Origin of the sequence: Mariniflexile maritimum, from assembly GCF_009746565.1 — a bacterium.
GTDB classification, from domain to species: domain Bacteria; phylum Bacteroidota; class Bacteroidia; order Flavobacteriales; family Flavobacteriaceae; genus Mariniflexile; species Mariniflexile maritimum.
In genome coordinates this window covers 135,431-157,720 of the sequence record NZ_WRPN01000004.1, presented here as the reverse complement: position 1 = coordinate 157,720, position 22,290 = coordinate 135,431, and the positions used below count along the sequence as shown (strand labels likewise).

Annotated in this window: 22 protein-coding genes, 2 tRNA genes and 1 pseudogene; 12 read left to right on the top strand and 13 right to left on the bottom strand. The window is 37.8% G+C overall.

Translation table 11 applies throughout. The annotated features are described in order from the left end of the window. Positions 1-48: 48 nt before the first annotated feature. On the top strand, positions 49-1,053 hold the full coding sequence (locus GQO80_RS07805) for a M28 family metallopeptidase (protein ID WP_157207788.1): 1,005 nt from the start codon (positions 49-51) through the stop codon (positions 1,051-1,053). 161 nt (positions 1,054-1,214) lie between these two features. On the opposite strand, the gene rpsT is transcribed toward GQO80_RS07805, so the two are convergent. The 3 genes from rpsT to proS form a co-directional block, all read right to left on the bottom strand. Next, on the bottom strand, positions 1,215-1,466 hold the full coding sequence (gene rpsT, locus GQO80_RS07800; RefSeq protein WP_157207787.1) for a 30S ribosomal protein S20: 252 nt from the start codon (positions 1,464-1,466) through the stop codon (positions 1,215-1,217). A 27-nt stretch (positions 1,467-1,493) separates the two neighbouring features. Further along, positions 1,494-1,565, bottom strand: a tRNA-Glu gene (locus GQO80_RS07795). A gap of 168 nt (positions 1,566-1,733) precedes the next feature. Next, the gene (gene proS, locus GQO80_RS07790) at positions 1,734-3,212 is read right to left on the bottom strand and encodes a proline--tRNA ligase (protein ID WP_157207786.1); all 1,479 of its coding nucleotides are present in this window, start codon (positions 3,210-3,212) and stop codon (positions 1,734-1,736) included. Between the two features lie 99 nt (positions 3,213-3,311). On the opposite strand from proS, the gene GQO80_RS07785 reads away from it, so the two are divergent. From GQO80_RS07785 to yidD, 6 genes are all read left to right on the top strand, one after another. Then, entirely contained in the window at positions 3,312-4,439 is a 1,128-nt protein-coding gene (locus GQO80_RS07785) for a hypothetical protein (protein WP_157207785.1), read from the top strand. Between the two features lie 114 nt (positions 4,440-4,553). After that, positions 4,554-6,077: an OmpP1/FadL family transporter gene (locus tag GQO80_RS07780; protein ID WP_157207784.1), complete on the top strand. Its 1,524-nt coding sequence runs from the start codon at positions 4,554-4,556 to the stop codon at positions 6,075-6,077. 189 nt (positions 6,078-6,266) lie between these two features. Next, positions 6,267-6,944: a GTP cyclohydrolase I FolE gene (folE, locus tag GQO80_RS07775; RefSeq protein WP_157207783.1), complete on the top strand. Its 678-nt coding sequence runs from the start codon at positions 6,267-6,269 to the stop codon at positions 6,942-6,944. A 193-nt stretch (positions 6,945-7,137) separates the two neighbouring features. Beyond that, a complete protein-coding gene (locus tag GQO80_RS07770; RefSeq protein ID WP_157207782.1) occupies positions 7,138-7,500 on the top strand; it encodes a four helix bundle protein in 363 nt (120 codons plus the stop codon). A gap of 90 nt (positions 7,501-7,590) precedes the next feature. Next, entirely contained in the window at positions 7,591-9,072 is a 1,482-nt protein-coding gene (gene cysS / locus GQO80_RS07765; RefSeq protein ID WP_157207781.1) for a cysteine--tRNA ligase, read from the top strand. 477 nt (positions 9,073-9,549) lie between these two features. Further along, positions 9,550-9,768, top strand: coding sequence for a membrane protein insertion efficiency factor YidD (yidD, locus tag GQO80_RS07760; RefSeq protein ID WP_157207780.1), 219 nt, complete (start codon positions 9,550-9,552; stop codon positions 9,766-9,768). Positions 9,769-10,036: 268 nt separating this feature from the next. Here the strand turns inward: yidD and rhaT are convergent, their stop codons facing one another. Together rhaT and GQO80_RS07750 are read right to left on the bottom strand one after the other, a co-directional pair. Continuing rightward, complete coding sequence (rhaT, locus tag GQO80_RS07755; RefSeq protein WP_157207779.1) at positions 10,037-11,089, bottom strand: L-rhamnose/proton symporter RhaT; 1,053 nt, start codon at positions 11,087-11,089, stop codon at positions 10,037-10,039. 118 nt (positions 11,090-11,207) lie between these two features. Continuing rightward, positions 11,208-12,620 (bottom strand): arabinose isomerase, encoded by a 1,413-nt coding sequence (locus tag GQO80_RS07750; RefSeq protein ID WP_157207778.1) that lies wholly within the window; start codon positions 12,618-12,620, stop codon positions 11,208-11,210. Between the two features lie 323 nt (positions 12,621-12,943). Here GQO80_RS07750 and GQO80_RS07745 point away from each other — a divergent pair, with 323 nt between their 5' ends. Next, positions 12,944-13,828 (top strand): AraC family transcriptional regulator, encoded by an 885-nt coding sequence (locus GQO80_RS07745; RefSeq protein WP_157207777.1) that lies wholly within the window; start codon positions 12,944-12,946, stop codon positions 13,826-13,828. A gap of 320 nt (positions 13,829-14,148) precedes the next feature. Here the strand turns inward: GQO80_RS07745 and GQO80_RS07740 are convergent, their stop codons facing one another. Further along, the gene (locus GQO80_RS07740) at positions 14,149-14,373 is read right to left on the bottom strand and encodes a hypothetical protein (protein WP_157207776.1); all 225 of its coding nucleotides are present in this window, start codon (positions 14,371-14,373) and stop codon (positions 14,149-14,151) included. Positions 14,374-14,514: 141 nt separating this feature from the next. Continuing rightward, the gene (locus tag GQO80_RS07735; protein WP_157207775.1) at positions 14,515-14,661 is read right to left on the bottom strand and encodes a helix-turn-helix domain-containing protein; all 147 of its coding nucleotides are present in this window, start codon (positions 14,659-14,661) and stop codon (positions 14,515-14,517) included. Positions 14,662-14,796: 135 nt separating this feature from the next. Here GQO80_RS07735 and GQO80_RS07730 point away from each other — a divergent pair, with 135 nt between their 5' ends. Both GQO80_RS07730 and GQO80_RS15920 read left to right on the top strand, forming a co-directional pair. Continuing rightward, positions 14,797-15,015 carry a hypothetical protein gene (locus tag GQO80_RS07730; protein WP_157207774.1) on the top strand — a complete coding sequence of 73 codons (219 nt, stop codon included), beginning with the start codon at positions 14,797-14,799 and terminating at the stop codon, positions 15,013-15,015. A gap of 18 nt (positions 15,016-15,033) precedes the next feature. Further along, positions 15,034-15,351, top strand: a pseudogene (locus GQO80_RS15920) (SH3 beta-barrel fold-containing protein). A 45-nt stretch (positions 15,352-15,396) separates the two neighbouring features. Here GQO80_RS15920 and GQO80_RS07720 read toward each other — a convergent pair. The 3 genes from GQO80_RS07720 to trxB all read right to left on the bottom strand — a co-directional run bounded on the left by GQO80_RS07720 (position 15,397) and on the right by trxB (position 17,187). Next, positions 15,397-15,756 (bottom strand): Arm DNA-binding domain-containing protein, encoded by a 360-nt coding sequence (locus GQO80_RS07720; RefSeq protein WP_157207773.1) that lies wholly within the window; start codon positions 15,754-15,756, stop codon positions 15,397-15,399. Between the two features lie 260 nt (positions 15,757-16,016). Then, positions 16,017-16,090: transfer RNA gene (locus tag GQO80_RS07715), tRNA-Pro, on the bottom strand. Positions 16,091-16,206: 116 nt separating this feature from the next. Continuing rightward, complete coding sequence (gene trxB, locus GQO80_RS07710; protein ID WP_157207772.1) at positions 16,207-17,187, bottom strand: thioredoxin-disulfide reductase; 981 nt, start codon at positions 17,185-17,187, stop codon at positions 16,207-16,209. Positions 17,188-17,345: 158 nt separating this feature from the next. Here trxB and GQO80_RS07705 point away from each other — a divergent pair, with 158 nt between their 5' ends. Beyond that, on the top strand, positions 17,346-17,801 hold the full coding sequence (locus tag GQO80_RS07705; RefSeq protein WP_157207771.1) for a hypothetical protein: 456 nt from the start codon (positions 17,346-17,348) through the stop codon (positions 17,799-17,801). A gap of 60 nt (positions 17,802-17,861) precedes the next feature. Here GQO80_RS07705 and GQO80_RS07700 read toward each other — a convergent pair whose 3' ends face one another. The 3 genes from GQO80_RS07700 to GQO80_RS07690 all read right to left on the bottom strand — a co-directional run bounded on the left by GQO80_RS07700 (position 17,862) and on the right by GQO80_RS07690 (position 21,032). Next, positions 17,862-18,530 carry a bifunctional 4-hydroxy-2-oxoglutarate aldolase/2-dehydro-3-deoxy-phosphogluconate aldolase gene (locus tag GQO80_RS07700; RefSeq protein WP_157207770.1) on the bottom strand — a complete coding sequence of 223 codons (669 nt, stop codon included), beginning with the start codon at positions 18,528-18,530 and terminating at the stop codon, positions 17,862-17,864. A gap of 71 nt (positions 18,531-18,601) precedes the next feature. Beyond that, on the bottom strand, positions 18,602-19,819 hold the full coding sequence (locus GQO80_RS07695; protein ID WP_157207769.1) for a 6-phosphofructokinase: 1,218 nt from the start codon (positions 19,817-19,819) through the stop codon (positions 18,602-18,604). A 166-nt stretch (positions 19,820-19,985) separates the two neighbouring features. Next, the gene (locus tag GQO80_RS07690; protein WP_157207768.1) at positions 19,986-21,032 is read right to left on the bottom strand and encodes a sugar kinase; all 1,047 of its coding nucleotides are present in this window, start codon (positions 21,030-21,032) and stop codon (positions 19,986-19,988) included. Positions 21,033-21,237: 205 nt separating this feature from the next. Between GQO80_RS07690 and GQO80_RS07685 the strand changes: the two genes are divergently transcribed. After that, on the top strand, positions 21,238-22,269 hold the full coding sequence (locus GQO80_RS07685) for a LacI family DNA-binding transcriptional regulator (RefSeq protein ID WP_157207767.1): 1,032 nt from the start codon (positions 21,238-21,240) through the stop codon (positions 22,267-22,269). The last annotated feature ends 21 nt before the right edge of the window (positions 22,270-22,290 follow it).

Sequence of the window (22,290 nt, the reverse complement as noted above, 5' to 3'; positions counted from 1 at the left end):
TACAAAATCCTTTTTTGTAATATCGTAATATAATTAATGCCTTATTTAATGAAAAAAACAATCCTCATTCTTTGCGCTTCTTTCCTCTCGGTTGTAAGCTGCACATCACAACCTAAAAACACTTCAAAAAAAAATCCTTTAGATTTTGCTTCACTTATTACCGCGGCCAACCTAAAAGAAGCCCTTTACACGTATGCATCCGATGCGTTTGAAGGCCGAAAAACGGGCGAACCAGGGCAAAAAAAAGCTGTTGAATTTATTAAGAACCACTATGTTAATTTAGAAATTCCATCGCCCATGGCAGATGGCGACTATTTTCAAGAGATTCCCGCAAGTTTTTTTAAAGACGGCATCAAAGCTTCTGAAAACGTTTTGGCCTACATAAAAGGCTCTGAAAAACCCGATGAAGTTATCATTATTTCAGCACATCTCGATCATATTGGCATTTCCAAAACCGGTGAAATAAATAACGGTGCCGATGATGATGGTTCAGGAACGGTTGCCATTTTAGAAATAGCAAAAGCCTTTAAAGCCGCAGCCGATAAAGGGCAAGGCCCGAAACGGAGCATTCTGTTTTTACATGTAACTGGAGAAGAAATAGGCCTTTATGGGTCGCGGTATTATACCGATGTTGACCCTGTTTTTCCTTTAAAAAATACCGTTGCCAATTTGAATATTGATATGATAGGGCGCGTTGACGCAAAACACGAAGGCAAAGGAAATTATTTGTATTTAATAGGCTCGGATAAACTTAGCAAAGAATTGCACGCTATTTCTGAAGCCGTTAACACAAAATATTTTAACATGGAGTTTGATTATACCTATAATGACGATAACGACCCCAACCGCTTTTATTACCGGTCGGACCATTATAATTTTGCCAAAAACAACATTCCTGTTATTTTTTACTTTAATGGCACCCACGACGATTACCACAGACCAACCGACACACCTGACAAAATAAACTACGAATATCTGGAAACTCGCGCCCGATTAATATTTTGTACCGCCTGGGAACTTGCCAACAACGCAGAGCGCATTAAACATGATTAGCCAAAGGTTGGTTAAAAACTGTAATGCTAAAAACCCTCAACAAACAAATGTATGTTGAGGGTTTTAAATTTAATCTAAATGAATACGCTTGCCCAACATCATATAAAAAAAAGCCTCCCAAAAAATGAGAGGCTTTCATATATTTTATAAGAATAGTATTTTTACAATGCTGCAATATGTTTAGCCAAACCAGATTTAAGGTTAGCTGCCTTGTTTGCATGAATAACATTTTTCTTCGCCAATCTATCCAACATGGAAACAACAGAAGGAAATAAGGTCTCAGCTTCTTTCTTATCAGTTAACTCACGTAATTTCTTGATAGCATTACGGGTTGTTTTGTGTTGGTATCTGTTAACCAAACGCTTAGCCTCGTTACTTCTAATTCTCTTTAATGCTGACTTATGATTTGCCATTTTGTACTTTTATTTTTTTAAAAATTGTAGCCCGTAGGGGAATCGAACCCCTCTTACCAGGATGAAAACCTGGCGTCCTAACCGATAGACGAACGGGCCATTGGTTTTGAGTGCGCAAAGATAAATTTAATTTTTAAAACTGCAACTTAAATTTACATACTTGCTTCACTTTTTTCAAAAAACTTGCAACGTTTCCAATGCGGATGCAAAAATACAACTATTTTTAAATGTCGCAAGAGCTAAATAGACTTTTTTGAAAAAAATATTTTAATATGCTTTGGCAAACAATACCCTGTTTTTTGAGGGTTTTCCCGAATAGACACAAACGCCTTCTTCTGCCTTCATTTCCAATGGAATACACCTAATTGTTGCTTTTGTAAGTTCTTTAATTTTTGCCTCCGTTTCCATAGTACCGTCCCAATGGGCTGAAATAAAGCCGGTTTTTGTTTCTAAAACATGTTTAAATTCTTCAAACGTATGTACCTCGGTGATGTGGCTATCCCTAAAATCCAACGCTTTTTTAAACAAGGATTCTTGAATTTCCTTTAATAAATGCCGAATGGTTTCTGTTAAACTGTCCATAGCGACTATTTGTTTTGTTAGTGTGTCGCGTCTGGCCAATTCTACCGTAACATTTTCTAGATCTTTGGGGCCAATTGCTATGCGCAAGGGCACGCCTTGCAATTCGTAATGCGCAAATTTGGCTCCAGGACGCAGTGTGTCTCTATCATCAAACTTAACCGATATTCCGTTGGCTCTTAAATCGCTTAAAATGGTATGGGCCACTTTGGTAACAGCGTTTAATTCGTCCTCACCTTTGTAAATAGGTACAATTACTACTTGGTTTGGAGCCAAACTAGGTGGCAATACCAAGCCATTATCATCGGAATGTGTCATAATTAAGGCCCCCATCAAACGGGTAGAAACACCCCAGGATGTTGCCCAAACATAGTCTTGTTTTCCTTCTTTATTGGCAAATTTCACATCGAACGCTTTGGCAAAATTCTGCCCAAGAAAATGCGAGGTTCCTGCTTGCAGTGCCTTTCCGTCTTGCATTAAGGCTTCAATGCAAAACGTTTCCTCGGCACCTGCAAAACGCTCGCTTTCCGTTTTAACACCTTGAATAACAGGTATTGCCATAAATTTTTCCGCAAAGGTAGCATACACGTTGTTCATTAATTTGGCTTCGGCAATGGCTTCGGCTTTGGTTTCGTGGGCTGTATGGCCTTCTTGCCATAAAAACTCGGCGGTACGCAAAAACAATCGGGTACGCATTTCCCAACGCACCACATTGGCCCATTGGTTGATTAAAATTGGTAAATCGCGGTACGATTGTATCCAGTTTCTATATGTATTCCAAATAATCGCTTCGCTGGTTGGGCGTACTATCAATTCTTCCTCCAATTTGGCATCTGGATCAACACGCAACTTCCCGGGGCGGTCAGGATCTGTTTGTAAGCGATAATGGGTTACAATAGCGCACTCTTTGGCAAATCCTTCGGCATTTTTTTCTTCAGCTTCAAATAAACTTTTGGGCACAAATAAAGGAAAATAGGCGTTTTGATGTCCTGTTTCCTTAAACATGCTATCTAATTCTGCCTGCATTTTTTCCCAAATGGCATAGCCATAGGGTTTAATTACCATGCAACCCCTTACTGCCGAATTCTCTGCAAGGTCTGCTTTCACTACCAGTTCATTATACCATTTGGAATAATCTTCTGCTCTATTAGTAAGTTTTTTACTCATCTGTATGTTTTGGCACAAATATTGCGACTATGTTAAATATAAAAATAGTTCAGCAAAACTAACTATTTTTGTTATGTTCAACAATAAAAAACAAGAGATATGCAACTAAAAACCTACTTAACTGAAAAATTGCCATACTTAGCTATTTTTAGCTTGGTACTTGGCTTGTACTCATGTGGTTCTTATCAATATGTTGGCGTGGAAACCGATGGTATTTATAGCGATGCACCACGAACCGTTCAGTATGAAGACGCTGTTGTGGATGCACCCAATAATGCAGCGAGCAACAATTATTATAAAAATTACTTCAAGAATAAAGCATTGGAATCGGAATATATGATGTCGAATAACGATATTTTTACAGATATCGATGCTTATGAAAGCGACAATTATAATGAAAACGATGCCCAGGCCAACGATTACCAAGGTTATGGGGGTTGGGGACAAGATAATAGCAATGTAACCATAAACATTCATTCTGGTTTTGGTTTCGGCTTTAACAATTATTGGTGGAGCCGCCCTTATTATAACCGATGGGGCTATGGTTATGGCTGGAACGATTGGGGTTATGATCCTTTTTGGAATGCGCCTTTTTATGGTGGCATTTACAATAGTTGGTCGTTTTACAGCCCTTGGGGCTATGGGTATTATGGTAATCCTTACGGATACCACGGTTATTATGGCCATAATAATTGGTATTATGGCAACAATGGCTATTATAATAGGCAAAATGTGTCTTACAGCGCTAGCCGAAGAGGCAGTAATTATGGCAGCAACAGTTTAAGCGCTAACAATTACAGCACTTCCAGACGTGGCAATACGGTAAGTAGCGAAAATATATCCAAATACAATGCTTCAAGAAGAAGCAGTGTTGGCACAACATCGCCCACGTACAATGCGCGACAATATAATTCAAGTGTTTCAAGAGACAATAACGCCAACGGCACCTCTGTTTATAGCAATACACCACGAAGAACAACCACCAGTGTAACGCCATCAACGAATTCTACCACACGTTCTTCTTCAACCGTACGAAGAAGTTCAGGAAGCACCTATACGCCCTCAAGAAGCAGCGATAGCAACTCCGGCAACTATTCAAGATCGTCGTCTTCATCAAGCAACTCTACCTATACCCCAAGTAGAAGTTCAAGTTCGTCAAGTAGCGGTTCCAGTTCTGGAAGCAGCAGAAGTTCTGGTTCTTCAAGTGGCGGTGGCAGACGCGGATAAAAAATATGAAAAACGCATGACCGTGCCAACGAGGTGGCATTTAAACCCAATGGAAAGCACCAATAAACACACGCGAATTGCAAATAATTTTTTAAAAACAAATTTTATTTACCTATGAAAAAGATAAACCTACTAATTATAAGCGCCCTCGCTACCTTTGCCGTGCAAGCACAAGACATAACGGATGCTTTGCGCTATTCGCAAGATGAAATTCAAGGTACCGCGCGTTTTAGGGCCTTAAGTGGCGCCTTTGGTGCACTGGGAGGCGATATGAGTGCCGTTAATATTAATCCTGCAAGTTCGGCGGTGTTTAGCCAAAGCCATGCATCGTTTACATTATCGAACGTAGCCACCTCTAATGACACCCAATATTTTAACGGTTTTGCCTCTAGTAGCGATTCAAATTTTGACGTTAACCAAGGAGGCGCCTCTTTTGTATTTGCCAGCAGAAACGATTCGCCTTGGCGGAAATTTTCGGTGGGAGTTGCTTACGACAGAACCAATAATTATGATGATAATTGGAATGCAAGAGGCGTTAATACCAACAATCAATCCATCGACCTTTATTTTCTAAATTACGCTGATGGCAAAAGATTGGATCAAATTTCGGCCTTACCGGGTGAATCGTTAGCAGATGCCTATCAAGATATAGGAAATGTTTACGGATTTGCAAACCAACAAGCATTTTTGGGCTTTGAATCATTTATAGTTGAAGCAGACGACATTAACAATGATGCCAATACTACTTATTTTTCAAATTTAGCCGATGGTACGTTTAACCATAATTATTCGTATGCTTCCACAGGTTACAACGGAAAAATAGCATTCAACTTGGCCACACAATACGAAGATAATTTGTATTTGGGCATGAACTTGAATTCCCACTTTATTAATTACGACCGCTCTACCCTTTTATTTGAAAATAATAACAATGCAGGTTCCATAGTGAAAAGCATCGAGTTTGAAAACATACTTTCTACAACGGGCAGCGGATTTTCATTTCAATTAGGAGGCATCTTAAAGTTGAGTCCAGAGTTTAGGCTGGGTGTTGCTTTCGATTCCCCTACATGGTACACAATAAAAGAAGAAACCTCACAATATTTATCAACCGTAAGAGATGATGGCGGCTCCAATGCTACACAAGTTATCAATCCGCAAACGGTAAATGTATATCCCGATTACAAACTGCAAACGCCATCAAAAATAACAGGTAGTTTAGCTTATATATTTGGAACACAAGGCTTATTGAGTTTCGATTATTCCAGAAAAGATTACAGCAAAACCAAATTCAAACCTACCACGGATGCCTTTTTTGCCGACCAAAACGACATTATTGGCAATACGCTTACTGCAGCCTCGACTTACCGGCTTGGTGGCGAGTACAAAGTAAAACAGTTTAGCTTTAGGGGCGGTTACCGTTTTGAGGAAAGCCCTTATAAAAATGGTGTAACCGTTGGCGATTTGAACGGATACTCGTTAGGCATAGGCTATAACTTTGGAAACACCAAACTAGATGTAACCTTCGACCAATTTAACCGCACCAACGAAACACCACTATACAACGTGGGTTTAACCGATGCTGCCATTATAGACAAAACAAATTCAAATGTAACGCTTTCATTAAGTTTCAATATTTAAACAGCCTATCTTTAATAACACAAAAAGCTTGAACCTTCACGTTCAGGCTTTTGTTTTATAGAAAACTTTTATCCAAATACGTTACACTTAGTTTTATAAATCAAAAAAATACAATTCATAAATCAAAAAAGCGTAAAACGTAAATCAAAAACGTATCTTTGCAGCCTAAAATCGCGACTTAATTGACAGATGAAAATTGAAAATAACATAGAAGAATTCGATTCTTTAGGAGACGACCACATAGGCACCTCTTCAGACACCCCATTAAGAAATGATGCCTTTAAGCTTTCCGTAGAAGAAAAAATGGACATTATCAAGGATGATGTGCGCCATATTATGGAAACCTTAGGGCTCGATTTAACCGATGATAGTTTAAGAGGCACCCCAAACCGTGTGGCGAAAATGTTTGTTAAGGAAATTTTTAGCGGTCTCGACCCTAAAAGAAAACCAAGCGCTTCTACTTTTGAGAACAAATATAAATATGGCGAAATGCTGGTTGAAAAAAACATTACGGTTTACTCAACCTGCGAGCACCATTTACTGCCCATTGTGGGAAAAGCCCATGTGGCATACATTTCAAACGGCTCGGTGATTGGTTTATCAAAAATGAACCGTATTGTCGATTATTTTGCAAAACGCCCACAAGTTCAAGAGCGTTTAACCATCCAAATTGTTAGAGAATTGCAGCAGGCGCTCAACACCCAAGATGTGGCATGCGTTATAGATGCGAAACATTTATGCGTAAATTCCAGAGGCATCCGCGATATTGAAAGCAGCACCGTAACCTCAGAATTTGGGGGGAAATTCAAAGAAGAATCTACTAGAAGGGAATTTTTAGATTATATCAAACTAGATACTAAGTTCTGAATTTGGCGAGTTGTTTAGTCGTGAGCTGTTAAGTCGAAACACATCATCAACTTTACAACTCAACAACCAAATTATGATATAGGTGTTTGGAAATTAAGTTGTTTAGTCGTGAGCTGTTAAGTCGAAACACATTATCAACTTTACAACTCAACAACACACGACTTAAAAACATACAAATCAACAACATACAACCATGCATGCATATTCATTTGAAAAGTTAGATGTTTGGAAAGAAGCTATAAAACTTAGTGTAGATATTTACAAAATCACTCAAACATTTCCTGATAATGAAAAATTTGGGTTAATTTCCCAGATGCGTCGATGCTCTGTTTCTATTTCATCAAATGTTGCTGAAGGTACAGCTAGACTAACCAATAAAGATAAAGCACACTTTATGACTTTATCTTATAGTTCTGCCCTAGAGCATTTAAACCAAGCTATTATTGCAAAAGAACTTGAATTTATTTCAGAAGAAAACTATAAAATCATTAGATTTGATATTGAATCTATATCAAACAAAATTAACGCTTTACGAAATCATTTTCTCAAATCATAGCATCAAAAACCTAACAACCAACGACTTAACAACATACAACTCAACAACAAACGACTTAACAACTCAACAACAAAAAACGCACCATTTAACATGCAGTTATTTAAACACCAACCCATAAAAATATACAATTCGCTTTCCGGCACCAAAGAAACATTCAAACCAATTAACGAAGGTTATGTGGGCATGTATGTTTGTGGACCAACCGTTTACAGCAATGTGCATTTAGGCAATGTGAGAACGTTTATGTCGTTTGATATGATTTTTCGTTACCTAAAACATGTAGGCTACAAAGTGCGCTATGTGAGGAATATTACCGATGCAGGCCATTTGGAAAATGATGCCGATGCAGGCGAAGATAAAATAACCAAAAAAGCACGATTGGAACAAATTGAACCCATGGAAATCGTGCAACGCTATACCGTAGATTTTCATAATATACTAAACACGTTCAACTTTTTACCACCTAGCATCGAACCAACCGCTACGGGCCATATTATTGAACAAATTGAACTTATTAAAGACATTTTAAACAACGGATTTGCTTACCAAGTAAACGGCTCGGTGTATTTTGATGTCCATAAATTTAACGAAACCCACGATTACGGCATTTTAAGCAAGCGTAAATTGGAAGATTTAATCCATAACACCCGTGAGTTGGACGGACAAGGCGACAAGAAAAACCCGCAAGATTTTGCCCTTTGGAAAAAAGCCGAACCCCAACACATTATGCGTTGGCCATCGCCTTGGGGCGATGGGTTTCCTGGTTGGCACTTAGAGTGTACCGCCATGAGCACCAAATATTTGGGCGATCAATTTGACATTCACGGTGGTGGTATGGATTTAAAATTTCCGCACCACGAATGTGAAATTGCACAAAATGAAGCCGCCAAAGGCCAATCGCCCGTAAATTATTGGATGCACGCCAACATGTTGGAATTGAACGGACAACGCATGTCCAAATCTACCGGAAACACGGTAAATCCCGATGAGTTGCTATCTGGTAACAACAAATTTTTCAGTAAAGCGTTTGCGCCAAGCGTTATTCGGTTTTTTATGGCACAAGCCCATTACCGAAGTGTTCTCGATTTAACAGATGATGGCCTAATTGCTAGTGAAAAAGGCTTCTTTAGGCTCATGGATGCCATCAACTTATTGGATGGTTTGAAAGCATCGGAGACGTCGTCTGTTGATATAAACACATGGAAACAGAAATGTTACGATGCCATGAACGACGATTTTAATTCCCCTATTTTAATTGCAAATTTATTTGAAGCGGCCAAATACATCAACCAAGTTAAAGAAGGTTCTGAAACCTTAACCAAAGAAGATGCGGCTCTTTTAAAAACCACCTTACACGCGTTTTTGTTCGATGTTTTAGGATTGGAAAACGTTACCAAAAAAGAATCAGGACAAGATAAATTATCGGGAGCTGTGAATGTTTTAATTAAATTAAGACAAGAAGCTAGGGCGAACAAAGATTTCGCCATGTCTGATAAAATCCGTGATGAATTGGCTGAAGCTGGTATTTTGTTGAAAGACGGAAAAGAGGGCACAACTTTTAGTTTGTTGTAAAGTCGTAGGTTGTTAAGTCGTAGGTCGTTAAGCTGATTGGTTTACCTCGACTTAACAACTAAACGACTAAACAACTAAACAACTAACATACAAATAGATGTCCGTCGTAAAGTCGTAGGTCGTTAAGCTGATTGGTTTACCTCGACTTAACAACTAAACGACTTAACAACTAAACAACTAACATACAAATAGATGTCCGTCGTAAAGTCGTAGGTCGTTAAGCTGATTGTTTTACCTCGACTTAACGACTTAACAACTAAACAACTAACATACAAATAGATGTCCGTCGTAAAGTCGTAGGTCGTTAAGCTGATTGGTTTACCTCGACTTAACGACTTAACAACTAAACAACTAACATACAAATAGATGTCCGTCGTAAAGTCGTAGGTCGTTAAGTTGATTGGTTTACTTCGACTTAACAACTTAACAACTCACAACTAAACAACTCACGACTAAACAACTAAACAACTAACAACAATGAAGCTACTCATAGCACCATTCATATTCCTGATAAAAGTATATCAAACACTTATATCGCCATTAACGCCTGCAACCTGTAGATACCAACCCACTTGCTCGCATTACACCAAGGAAGCTTTACAAAAACATGGCTTATTTAAAGGTGGCTGGTTGGCCCTAAAGCGAATTTTTAGTTGCCATCCATGGGGTGGCTCTGGGTACGACCCGGTACCTTAATTTGCACTGCATTTTAATATTTCATGTTATTTGTCTAAATATTCCACTTAATTTAAAAGAGTGGCGAATAAATGTGCCCTAAACACAAGTTTGTTTAATTTGAAAAAGTAAACTTGAAGAATTATATGGTTTTTATATGATATACCGATTGCGATTTATTAAAACCTTTGGCATTTATAAATACACATTAAATAAATTTTAGTACATTAAATAATTACCCTGCTTTGTCAGGCACATGGAAATTTTAAAAAAACAACAAACCAAACGATTAAATTGAATTTCCTATACCAACCAAAACCACCGAAAACAAAATAACGGCAATACCCGTGGCAATAGTCCATTTTGTTTTTTTGGCAACACCATGCCATTCTTTGCGGTAAACACCCCAAAAATTGGCAGTAAGAATAATTGTTGACATGTGCAAAATCCATGAACTGGCGCCATTGCCCAATTTGCTTTCGCCCATGCCATAAAAAAAGAATTGCAAAAACCAGATGGTGCCAGCCAATGCGGAAAACATGATGTTTTTTGAGATTGGCGTGTTTTTATTTGTTATATCATTATAAGACTTATTTTTGATACTCAAGATGGTAGTCCACACTAAATTAGTTACTAAACCACCCCAAAGAATCACCACAAACGTTACATTATTTGAAAACAAATGATCGTAACCGGCACTAACAGCAGCATCGGCCAAGGGTTTTCCTGCTTCAATTCCAAAGTTGAAAAAAGAACTTAAAATACCTGAAAGAATGGCAACAATCAATCCTTTGGTTAAATCAAATTCTGTCACACTCTTTTTCTTGTCTTCATCGGATAACTCAGCTTCTTTCATCATACCTGCCTTACCAGAAATACCAATCCCTAATAAGCAAACAGCTACTCCTAGAAACACAATTTGACCACCTGTTGAAGAAATCATCTCTGTAAACGACACTTTTCCTTCGGTTGGAACCATATCATAATACACTGAAGGCACAATCGCTCCAAAAGCCGCACAAAAACCCAGCACCACCGAATTGCCCAACGACATACCTAAGTAACGAACACCAAGACCATAAGAGAGTCCGCCAACGCCCCAAAGCAAGCCCATTAAAAAAGTGAAAAATAAAATAGTACTTGAACTTTCAAAAATAATATCCAAAAACCCAGGTATCGTTAACCACGCAGCTATTGGTGGCACAATAAGCCAAGACATAAGACCGCCAATCATCCAATACGTTTCCCAAGACCAGCCTTTTACCTTGTTAAATGGCATGTAAAAACTTCCCGAAGCAACACCCCCAAGGGAATGAAACAAAACACCTAATATTGCTTGCATATATGTTTTTATTATAATTAATTGATTAAAATATCTTTAAAACCTGAAATTTACTTCATGGATTCTTAATCGTTATCCTGCTCTGTGCGCTTATTTAAAAACAACCGATCAGTATTAATTAACAGATTTTAACCACTTTTAAATTTAATAATTTACCTAACTTTTCAATTTTATTGGCAATATGCCCAACACCAATAGCGCAGTGGTGTGCGGGCCCTTGTTTAGACCACTCGTTTATAAAAGCACGCGCACCAATTGAAAAACGGTAACGGCTATTTGTATTCCCAATTTGAAGTGTTGGCCCAACGACCGATTCGCCCTCGGCTACCAGTAAAAACACCTCATCTTTACCTTCTACAACAGACAGTAAAGTTACCGGGCCGTGTTTTACGGTCATTTGTATGGACAAGCCCTTACCGGGTTTTCCGTGGTAAACTGGCAATGGTACTAGTTGCACTTTTCCTTGTGCAATGGCAAAATGGGCAGGTCCATCATGGCCTAACATCACAATATCATCGTTAAAATCCATGGCGTAAAACTCAGAGAAAGAACCACCTACGCCAAAAGCGTCCATGATTTTCATGGCTTGGGCGTTTTTAACTTCGTATTCGCCCGCCACGGGTACGTTTTTGCCTGTAAGCAAGGTATTTCCCGCGATGACCGAAGTAACTATATTTTCGTATTCGTTGCCCGATTCACCTTCATAATAATAGGCTAAAGACCCTAAATTATGCACTTCAACTAATTTATCCAAGGCAACAGAAGTTTTGGCTGCACGTTTAAGTTCATCATCTTCACAGGCATCGAGAACATCAAAAGTTGTATGAAATTCTTTAATTTTTTCTTCTATGGCTTCAAATGAAGCTTCATCCCTATATTTTTTAAATTCGCACATTTCAACAATTTCAATATGCGTTCCAAAAGCAGCCGATTGTTTTGTTAAATCGGAATACACATCGAGCATACCACAGTAATAATGGCCTAAAACACCCAATCTGTTTTTGTTCATAACCGATGCAACGTGGGCCGCATCAATCCATGCTTGCATTTCATCCCAAACCCATTGTTCGCCCAAATAACCCGTAATAAATTCATGACCGATGCCCGAACGGTTAAACACGTTGGCCAACTCGGGCACTGAACAGGCTTGACAATGTGCCAACCATTCGCCCGTCATCAAACCCCTGTCGCCCAAGTTGTTGAATTTTTCATAGTCAATAGCCGCTACCGGTTGAATGTTCAAAATAATCATTGGGCATTTTAACTTTTGAACCACGGGCAATACAGTAGAAGAAAGCGCGTATGTTGAAACATACAGAAACACCATATCTACATCGTTTTTTTTCAATTCATCGGCCGCTTCTCGTGCTTTTACGGGCGAATCTATCAAACCAACGTTAATAACCTCTGCACCAAATGTTTGCATTTTATCGGCAATTTGTTTTTGATAGCCTTCCAAACGTTGTAATAAGCCATCAAACTGGCTCCAATAGGTATCTAAACCAATACCAAATAGTCCTACTTTTATCATATTTTATAATTCAAAAATGTTCTTGATTAGCTTGGGTGAAATTGCATTACATTTTGAAACCGTTAGCATGGAGAACAGTAGCGTCCATTGTATATCCAGCCCTAACTTATGGGAATGTTTTTGTTGGTGCTTCATATCAAAAAAAAATATTTTTATTGTTTCACCCATGAACAATTCCGCATATAACGATACACCTTTTAACCACATCTTTATTGCCTAATTTGCCATTCATTTTTTAAGTCATCTAAAACTTAAAAGTAAATTTGCATAATTAAAATGAAATAATCAATTAACATTTTGATATATTAGTTGCACAAAATGACATGAAAAATAGATATCGAAATTACCTTATTATTACAGAACAGGACAAGGCCTGGGGCTTCTACATTAATAATTTAGGGCGAACTGTAATCGAGAAAAATACAGATTACCCATCGAGCGACCATCCCGATAATTATGTCTTTACATGGAAGAAGGGGCGTGTTTTAGATGAATTCCATTTGGTATTGATTACCAAGGGGGAAGGTGTTTTTGAGAGTAAAGAAACGGGCGAAATAAAGATCACCGACGGCGATGTGTTTTTACTGTTTCCGGGCATGTGGCACCGTTATAAACCTTTAAAAAAAACAGGATGGACAGAACGATGGGTAGGTTTTTCGGGCAAAATCGCCAATCAATTTCTGTTAAATGGATTTTTCACCCCCAATGCTCCCATAATATCAAACTGTAATAAGGAGCCTATTTTAAACTATTTCAATAGCCTATTTCGGCTATATGATGAAGAACCTTTTGGTTTCCAACGCATAGCTTCGGGACTATGTATCCAACTTATGGGAGAACTTTATAACATAAACCATGGAGGCACCCATTTGGACTATTTGAATTCGATGGTTTCGCGAGCCAAGAAATTGATGTATGAGAGCATTAACAAATCTATTAATTTAAAAGCAATCGCCTCAACGCTGGATGTAAGCTATTCAAAATTTAGAATGGATTTTAAAAAGCAAACAGGCCTATCGCCCTTGCAATATTATTTATTGCTGAAAATTGAAAAATCGAAAGAATTGCTATTAAGCTCACAAAAGAACCAAAAAGAAATTGCTTTTGAGCTTGGTTTCGAGTCCGATTATTATTTTAATAGGCTATTTAAGCAAAAAACAGGTTTATCGCCAGGGAAGTTTAGAAATTTTAATAAAAAGAAGTTATAATAACCCGTTGGGTGTAATTATTTGAAGTAAAAAATATTGGCCAGATATTGGTCAAGATACTGAAAATCAGTATTTTGAAGTCGTCAAACAAACCAATATCCATGTCAAATATGGTAAAAATTATTTTAAAATTTTAGAAGTTATAAGTTCTTTGAATTGTGTTTCAGAATTAAAGAAGGGAGCTGGAATAAAGAGTAAAATACCTGATTTAGAGGTTGTTGCTTTAAGTTTGACGGCTGAATTCATGTCAATTCAAATTGGAAACGCCAAAACGAACAAATAAAAAGAATTATAAACCACAGGCTTATGCTATTAGGAAATCAAAACTTTTTATTCACTTCCTTGTCCTGGCCTGTCTTTTTTAACCACTCGTTATATTCTTGATAAGCCTTGTCATTTGCTTTTTTATTTAGATGCTCGCGTATGTAAGGATTTTGTAATTCGGTTTTAGGCTTCTTGAAAAGCAACCGAAAAGCAAAAAGAACGATAGCACCAATTATAAAGCAGATGAACAGCAAAAACAATATAACTAAAATTGTATCCATAACTAAAAGTTTATTGTTTGAGTTTTAACTTACCAAAAGGCACAAACTCGTTAGAAGCCGTTTTAAAATAAAGTTCAAACTCCTTGTCTGTGTTCTTGGTTGGGTTAAATAAATCCCTTACATCAACATCTAAGGTTTCGGCTATTTGTAAAAGTAGGTCGGGTTTTGGGAAACTATTGCCTTGGAAATATTAGAAATACTTGCAGGCGTAACGTTTACTTTTTCGGCTAATTCTTTTCCGCTTACACATTTTTCTTTTAATAACTCTTTTAATCTTAAAACTTCCATTTTATTCTATTTTATTACAAAGATAATTAAAATTATAGTAAAACTAAATAAACAATAAAATAATTATAGTAATACTTGTATTGAATTATAATTATACTTATATTTTCATTATAATAATTATAGCAATACTAAATTATGAAAACAATATCAACCAAAAGAGCTGAAAAAATAGCAAGAAACATAAACGCAATGGACTTGTATTACCAGTACAGCGATGACATGAAAGTATGGAAGTTTTGGAACAAGTTAAGAGGCAAGTTGTTTAAAATATTAGGCACGCTGGAAAATGCAGATAAAGAATTTATAAAAACGCTTTGCGATGAAAACAGGGCAAAGTATTTTGGATTAGAATAAACTTAAAATCGAACAGATATGAAAACAAATTTTAGAAGCAGGGTATTTACAAGAGCCTACGAGATTATAAAAGCAACGGGCAAAGCCTTTGCGGTGTGTATATCAAAAGCATGGGCATTGTACAGGCTAACAAAACAGATGAAAGCAAACGATGAGGTAAGTTTTGCCTACGAGAAAAAAGACGGTAGTTTAAGACATGCATACGGTACACTTAAAAACGTGAGCCAATTTGTATAAGGCACAGGCAAGACCTCGACAGGCGTATTACATTACTGGGATTTACAAGCTGCTGCATTTAGGAGTTTTAGAGTAGAGAATTTAGTAACTGTTTATTAACCAATAAAAAGATAAATAATGTTTGATACTGTAATTGATGAACAATTAAGGAGTGATATAAAAGAATATTTCGGGTGTTTTGATAAGCAAATAGAAATTTTGGGAGTTCCTTTTATTAATGGACTGTGAAGTTACAAGTTTCTTTTCTGCTGTTAGTTCTTGATAGCATTCGAAAATGCGACTGTGAATTTGGTCAAGATATTTATTAAGTAACCTAGATTCGTGTTTGGTGCATCTAGCCCTGTTTTTATTTGCATCCCAATCCTCAATTATAACCTTACGTTTTAAGCTGATTACAACGCGTTTGCTATTTACTGTTACCCTAGCATAGATGGATGCTTTTTCATGCTTTACTCTGGATAAATCTACCCAAAACAAAATACTGAATGTCGATGTTGCTTTCATTTGTGTCGTCTTTTTGTTGACCGAATTATTCGGTTTTTCGCCAGACGAAGTCAAAATCACATATAAAGCTTTTTGTTTAATAAACTGTTTGCCAACCAATTAAATCGTTTTTCGTCAACACTTTTGAAAAATGAAAGTGTTGACCGATTTGTTGACATTTTTAATCAAATTTTATCAATTCTTATGATAGCCCAAAAACAACAAAACACTGATAACCATAAGATTAACAGCGTTTTGATATGCATTAATATACTAAATTGTCGGGATGACAGGATTTGAACCTGCGACCACACGACCCCCAGCCGTGTACGCTACCGGACTGCGCTACATCCCGAGTTAATTACATTTTATACCGAATGTAATTTTACTGGTGCAAAAGTAAAAAAGTGGAACTAATTATCCCACTTTTTTTTGAAACTTAATTTTATTTTTTTCTTGCACGTATTTTCCTTAATTATAGGTTGGTGTCGATACTTCAAAAGTGGAATCTTTGGCGGCCAAATAACGCTCAGCGTCCAAAGCGGCCATACAGCCCGTACCTGCAGCGGTTACAGCTTGTCGGTACACGTGGTCTGCTGCATCACCCGATACAAAAACACCTTCTATATTTGTTTTAGAGCTTCCCGGAACATTAATGATGTATCCTGTTTCATCCAAATTTAAAAACCCTTTAAAAATATCGGTATTGGGCTTGTGCCCAATTGCTACAAAAAAACCAGTTGCTGCAATTTCGTGTTTTTCGTTGGTTTTATTGTTGTAAACCCTAACGCCCGTTACAACCTGCCCGTCGCCCAAAACCTCATCGGTTTCGGTATTGAACAAAATTTCAATATTAGGGGTTTTCTTCACGCGCTCAGCCATAATTTTTGATGCTCTAAACTCATCCTTTCTAACTAGCATGGTTACTTTTTTACAAAGTTTTGATAAATAATGTGCTTCTTCACATGCCGAATCGCCCGCACCAACAATAACAACTTCCTGGTTTCTGTAAAAGAAGCCATCGCAAACGGCGCATGCCGAAACACCTCCACCAAGTTTTAAATATTTTTGTTCGGACTCTAAACCTAAATATTTTGCGGAAGCCCCTGTTGAAATGATAACGGTATCGCAATGGATTTCCTTGGTATCATTTACCCAAACCTTGTGTGTTTCGCCTGAAAAATCAACTTTTGTAATCCAACCATCACGAACATCGGTTTCAAAACGTTCGGCTTGCTTTTGTAACTCTATCATCATTTCCGGCCCTGTAATGCCATTGGGATATCCCGGAAAATTTTCAACTTCATTAGTGGTTGTTAATTGGCCTCCCGGTTGTGTCCCTTGGTACAAAACAGGCTTCATATTTGCCCGTGCCGCATAAATGGCAGCAGTATAACCCGCTGGCCCTGAACCTATTATTAAGCATTTTACTTTTTCAATTGTATCAGACATAATTACTATTAATTTTTATCATAACAAAAATAGGTTTTTTTGAAATAAAACGGCACTTACAAGCATCAAAAGATGGTATCAACTTATAATTAATGCTTATTAAATTTCAGCACGTGTTTTTTGTATCTTTAACGCAACAAAGTAAACTTCTGTTCATTATGAAAAAAATGCTAATACTTGCTTGTTTTCTAGCGATTTGCTCTTGCAACAATAAAAACAATAGCACCGAGGGTTTTAATGACGATGAACACGCTTCGTTGGAAGGTGCTTGGGAACTGATTAGCTATTTTAACTATAAAAGCGATGGGCAAGTTGACACCATTCTTTGTTCTAAAAAAAATAAGCAGATAAAAATGTACTCAAACACCAAAGTTATGTGGAGCAGAAAACGTGTCTCGGACAGTTTGGATTGGTTTGGTTATGGCAGCTATACCGTGAAGGATACTTTATTAACAGAGGTTTTAATGTATGGTTCTAAAACCATGGACGCCATTATTAAAGAAAACAAAGCATTCACCTATAAAATTGTTATTGGTGAAGATACGTTTAGCCAAATTGAAATGGATAGTTTGGGTGCGCCCATTTATGCCGAAAATTACATGAGAATTGAATAAAAAAAAATGCTAAACAATATACTTGCCTAGCATTTTTAAAACAGAAAGGTATCTGTTAAATTACTTTCTAACCGTTTTTATAATGGCTAGGGCCGCTTTTACATCTTGCTCTAACTTGGCATAATCTTTATTTTTGATAATGTCCTTAGAAATTAATTGCGAACCCATGCCAACACAGGTTACGCCCGCATCAAACCACCCTTTAAGGTTTTCTTCAGTTGGCGCTACGCCACCGGTGGGCATTATGCTGGTCCATGGTTGTGGGCCTTTAATGCCTTTTACAAAATTTGGGCCGTAAATATCGCCGGGGAATAGTTTTACTATTTCGCAACCCAACTCTTCGGCTCTTGCAATTTCGGTTAAGGTGCCACACCCTGGCGACCATAATACTTTTTTACGGTTGCAGGCAATAGCAATATCTTCTCTTAAAACAGGGGTAACTATAAAGTTGGCGCCCAATGCCATGTATAACGACGCTGCAGCACCATCGGTAACCGAGCCAACGCCCATGATCATGCCCGGTAATTCCTTAATGGCGTATTTTGTTAATTCGCCAAAAACCTCGTGAGCAAAATCGCCACGGGCGGTAAATTCCATTAAGCGCGCGCCACCATCGTAGCAAGCTTTTAATACATTTTTGCTTAGCTCGATATCGCTATGGAAAAACAAAGGAATCATACCCGTATCTTTCATGGCTTGAGCTACTTCTAATCTTGAAAATTGTGCCATTTTTAAATTTTTTATTGTTTATTTTTATTATTTATTCCTTCAGATGCTTTTATTATTTGGAATTTGTTTTCTCAGTTCCAATTTAATATTTTCTTAAAATCATACGCTTCAGGATTTGGCAGATATTGTTTTGCTTTCACATAATCTTTCTCCTGAATGAAAAAGAGATTATTGATGAACAATTGTGCCATATCCGAATTTATGTCAACCAATCGCGGTGGGATTTTCCCATTTTCATCTTCAAAATCCTTTAAATACAAAGGGGTAATATCGCCTCTTGAATTGGCGCTTACAATACAGCCCGAAACACCTTCATCGTATAGTTTTTTAACACCTATGCCCAGTAATGTGCATAGGGTTAAATCGAAAGCTATTGGGTTACAGCATCGCAATTCGTAACCAAGTTCAACAGGTCGTGTTTTAATATCCAGCCCCAGTTCCTTCAATTTAACTTGTAGTAAATAATTGAAAATGTGCGACTTACTCACATTGCCCAATTCTGGGTGCCCATGGGCGTCATACGTGAAGTTTATGCCCGAATTGATAATTTCGGTTTCTTCCATAAAATGAAAAACGCCTTCGCTTACCAATGCAACCCCATATTCAACACCAATAAGTTTGCACTTTACGATGGAAGAAATAATCATGTTAATTATCTTTTCGAAGGTAACAGTGGTTTTGTTGAACATTTCAGGTATAATCATCATTTGAAAATGACACGCCGAAGCAATGCCAAAAGCCAAATGCCCTGCGGAGCGCCCCATGGCAGCCAAAACAAACCAATTTTCGCTGGTGCGGGCATCTTCATAAACCGTATTTCCTATGCGAACGCCTTCATCCTTGGCGGTATGAAACCCAAACGTAGGGTTTCTATCGGGCAAGGGCAAATCGTTATCGATGGTTTTGGGCACATGGATGTGTGCTACGTTAAGGTTTTGTGTTCCAAGATATTTGGTGAGTCGGTTAGCAGTTGAAGCGGTATCATCGCCCCCAATGGTAACCAATAGCTTAACATGGTTTTTTTTGAAAAAATCGGCTTTAAAATCGCTATCTTTAGGTTTGAACCTACTCATTATTAAGGTAGAGCCACCGCGACTAAAAATACGGTCGGCGTGATGGAAATCGAAAATCTTAACTTCCGGATTGTCGGACAGCAGCCCTTTATATCCATGATGTACCCCTATAACCTCGTAACCGTCCTTCATAAATGTTTTGGCAACGGTACTAATAACAGTATTGATTCCCGGAGCGGGCCCACCGCCACAAATAATGGCTATCGATTTTTTCATAAGCTATTGTTTAAATGACATGCAATGAATCCTAAAAGTGTTTCTCTAAAATGGAAAGTTGCTATTTAAAACCTATAAGTTTTTAAAACTTCAACAGTTACAACCTAAACCTACAAGGTTTTTGAAACCTTGCAGGTTGTTTTTATATTGCAGCTATTTGCATTAATTATCTGGCAACTCTACCAGAAGCATCACCACCCATAAGTTTGGTTACCTCTTCTACCGTTACTAAGTTGGCATCGCCTTTAATGGTGTGTTTTAAGCACGATGCAGCCACCGCAAAATCAAGGGCGTTTTGGTCGTTGTCAGGATACGTTAACAATCCGTAAATCAAACCACCCATAAATGAGTCGCCACCACCAACGCGGTCAACGATATCGGTAATTTGGTACTGACGGGTTTCCAACATTTTGTTGCCATCATATAAAACCCCAGCCCACGTGTTGTGTGAAGCAGAAATAGATCCTCTTAAAGTTGTTATGACTTTTTTAGCCCTTGGGAATTTTTTCATCATTTGCTGACAAACAGATAAGAAAGCTTCAGCTTTCACATCGTGACCATGTGTTTGAACCGCAGCACCCGCTGGTTTGATACCAAAGTGCATTTCAGCATCTTCCTCGTTTCCTAAAACCACATCGCAGTAAGAAGTTAACTCGGTCATGATTTGTTCTCTTTTAGCGGCATCGCAATACTTCCAAAGTTTCGCACGGTAATTTAAGTCGGTTGAAATAGTAACACCCAGTTTACTGGCTGCTTTCACGGCTTCCAAGCACACATCGGCAGAACTTTGTGAAATTGCAGGTGTAATACCGGTCCAGTGGAACCATTCTACGCCTTTAAACACCTCGTCCCAGTTAATCATACCCGATTCTATGGTTGCCATAGAAGAGTGTGCACGGTCGTAAACCACTTTACTGCCCCTGGAAACGGCACCAGTTTCAAGAAAATAGATGCCTAAACGTTCGCCACCCCACACAATTTTATCAACGCCAACGCCTCTTTTGCGCATTTCCATCATTGCACATTGCCCAATATCATTTTTAGGCAAACGTGTTACGAAATCCACAGAAATACCATAATTAGCCAATGAAACGGCCACGTTCGATTCGCCACCGCCATACACAACATCAAAATTGTCGGCTTGTGAAAATCTTAAAAATCCTTGTGGAGCTAATCTTAACATGATTTCTCCAAATGTTACTACTCTACTCATTTAAAAAAGATATTTAATTAATGTTTAATTTTTGGTTAATCGATTGAACAAATTATTCAATAAAAAACGAATGATTAATATACTGATTTTTTTTGTTATTCGTGCATATTGAATTAAAAATCACCGATATAAATTCAAAATAGGCCTTATTTTAACGAAAAAAAACTTATTTTTGTTCAAACGTTGGAACAAATATATATAAAAATTGGCTAATAAAAAAAAAACAACCATAAAAGATATTGCTAATGTGTTAGGCATCACCCCTTCGGCCGTTTCAAAAGCCCTAAACGACCATCCCCGCATTAGTGAAAAAACAAAATCTGCGGTTTTGCAAATTGCCAGAAACCTAGATTACCAACCTAACCATTTGGCAAGTGCCTTGCGCAAGGGTAAAAGCAATTTGGTTGGGGTTATTGTACCCCGAACCAACAGTCATTTTTTTTCATCGGTAATTGAAAATATCGAAAAAGTGTTGAATAAGGAAGGTTACCATATCATTATTACCCAATCGAACGAATCGTACAAAAAAGAGTGTAGCAACATCGATACCTTATTGTTTACGCAAGTGGATGGCATCATTGCTTCCATGGCGAACGAAACCGTGAAATTGGATTATTTTGAAAAAATAAAATCGAAAGGCATCCCGTTAATTTTATTCGACCGTGGCGAAAACGATTTAAACGTTGATTATATAGGCATTAACGATTATGAAAGTAGCCACATGATAGTGGAACACTTAATCAATCAAGGTTGCAAACGCATTGCGCACATTGGCGGCTACAAGCACACACGTATTTTTAACAATAGGATTAGGGGCTATGTGGATGCCATAAAAAAACACGAACTGCCTTTAGATAACGAACTACTTATTGAAAGTAGCCTTACTACCGAAGATGGCAGGGAAAAAATGACACAACTGTTGGCACTAAAAAACAGGCCCGATGCCGTTTACGTGGCCGGTGATTATGCTGCTTTGGGCGCTTTACAGGTTTTAAACGAACACCATATTTCTGTGCCATTAGACATTGCGCTGGTTGGTTTTGGCAATGAACCCTTTACGGCCATGGTAACGCCTACGCTATCGAGTGTTAACCAACATAGCGCTGAAATTGGCAAACAAGCGGCATTAACTTTTTTGGAACGCATAAAAACCCCAACGGTAAAACAAAGCTTGAACAAGATTATTTTGGATGCCGAATTGATTGTTAGAAGTTCTTCCCGTATTAAGGAAACTTAAATACGTGAAGAAATTTAATAC

Bases quoted from the DNA above. Each gene is read 5' to 3' on its own strand.
- GQO80_RS07805 (WP_157207788.1), top strand. From the start codon at position 49: ATGAAAAAAACAATCCTCATTCTTTGCGCTTCTTTCCTCTCGGTTGTA.
- rpsT (WP_157207787.1), bottom strand. From the start codon at position 1,466: ATGGCAAATCATAAGTCAGCATTAAAGAGAATTAGAAGTAACGAGGCT.
- proS (WP_157207786.1), bottom strand. From the start codon at position 3,212: ATGAGTAAAAAACTTACTAATAGAGCAGAAGATTATTCCAAATGGTAT.
- GQO80_RS07785 (WP_157207785.1), top strand. From the start codon at position 3,312: ATGCAACTAAAAACCTACTTAACTGAAAAATTGCCATACTTAGCTATT.
- GQO80_RS07780 (WP_157207784.1), top strand. From the start codon at position 4,554: ATGAAAAAGATAAACCTACTAATTATAAGCGCCCTCGCTACCTTTGCC.
- folE (WP_157207783.1), top strand. From the start codon at position 6,267: ATGAAAATTGAAAATAACATAGAAGAATTCGATTCTTTAGGAGACGAC.
- GQO80_RS07770 (WP_157207782.1), top strand. From the start codon at position 7,138: ATGCATGCATATTCATTTGAAAAGTTAGATGTTTGGAAAGAAGCTATA.
- cysS (WP_157207781.1), top strand. From the start codon at position 7,591: ATGCAGTTATTTAAACACCAACCCATAAAAATATACAATTCGCTTTCC.
- yidD (WP_157207780.1), top strand. From the start codon at position 9,550: ATGAAGCTACTCATAGCACCATTCATATTCCTGATAAAAGTATATCAA.
- rhaT (WP_157207779.1), bottom strand. From the start codon at position 11,089: ATGCAAGCAATATTAGGTGTTTTGTTTCATTCCCTTGGGGGTGTTGCT.
- GQO80_RS07750 (WP_157207778.1), bottom strand. From the start codon at position 12,620: ATGATAAAAGTAGGACTATTTGGTATTGGTTTAGATACCTATTGGAGC.
- GQO80_RS07745 (WP_157207777.1), top strand. From the start codon at position 12,944: ATGAAAAATAGATATCGAAATTACCTTATTATTACAGAACAGGACAAG.
- GQO80_RS07740 (WP_157207776.1), bottom strand. From the start codon at position 14,373: ATGGATACAATTTTAGTTATATTGTTTTTGCTGTTCATCTGCTTTATA.
- GQO80_RS07735 (WP_157207775.1), bottom strand. From the start codon at position 14,661: ATGGAAGTTTTAAGATTAAAAGAGTTATTAAAAGAAAAATGTGTAAGC.
- GQO80_RS07730 (WP_157207774.1), top strand. From the start codon at position 14,797: ATGAAAACAATATCAACCAAAAGAGCTGAAAAAATAGCAAGAAACATA.
- GQO80_RS07720 (WP_157207773.1), bottom strand. From the start codon at position 15,756: ATGAAAGCAACATCGACATTCAGTATTTTGTTTTGGGTAGATTTATCC.
- trxB (WP_157207772.1), bottom strand. From the start codon at position 17,187: ATGTCTGATACAATTGAAAAAGTAAAATGCTTAATAATAGGTTCAGGG.
- GQO80_RS07705 (WP_157207771.1), top strand. From the start codon at position 17,346: ATGAAAAAAATGCTAATACTTGCTTGTTTTCTAGCGATTTGCTCTTGC.
- GQO80_RS07700 (WP_157207770.1), bottom strand. From the start codon at position 18,530: ATGGCACAATTTTCAAGATTAGAAGTAGCTCAAGCCATGAAAGATACG.
- GQO80_RS07695 (WP_157207769.1), bottom strand. From the start codon at position 19,819: ATGAAAAAATCGATAGCCATTATTTGTGGCGGTGGGCCCGCTCCGGGA.
- GQO80_RS07690 (WP_157207768.1), bottom strand. From the start codon at position 21,032: ATGAGTAGAGTAGTAACATTTGGAGAAATCATGTTAAGATTAGCTCCA.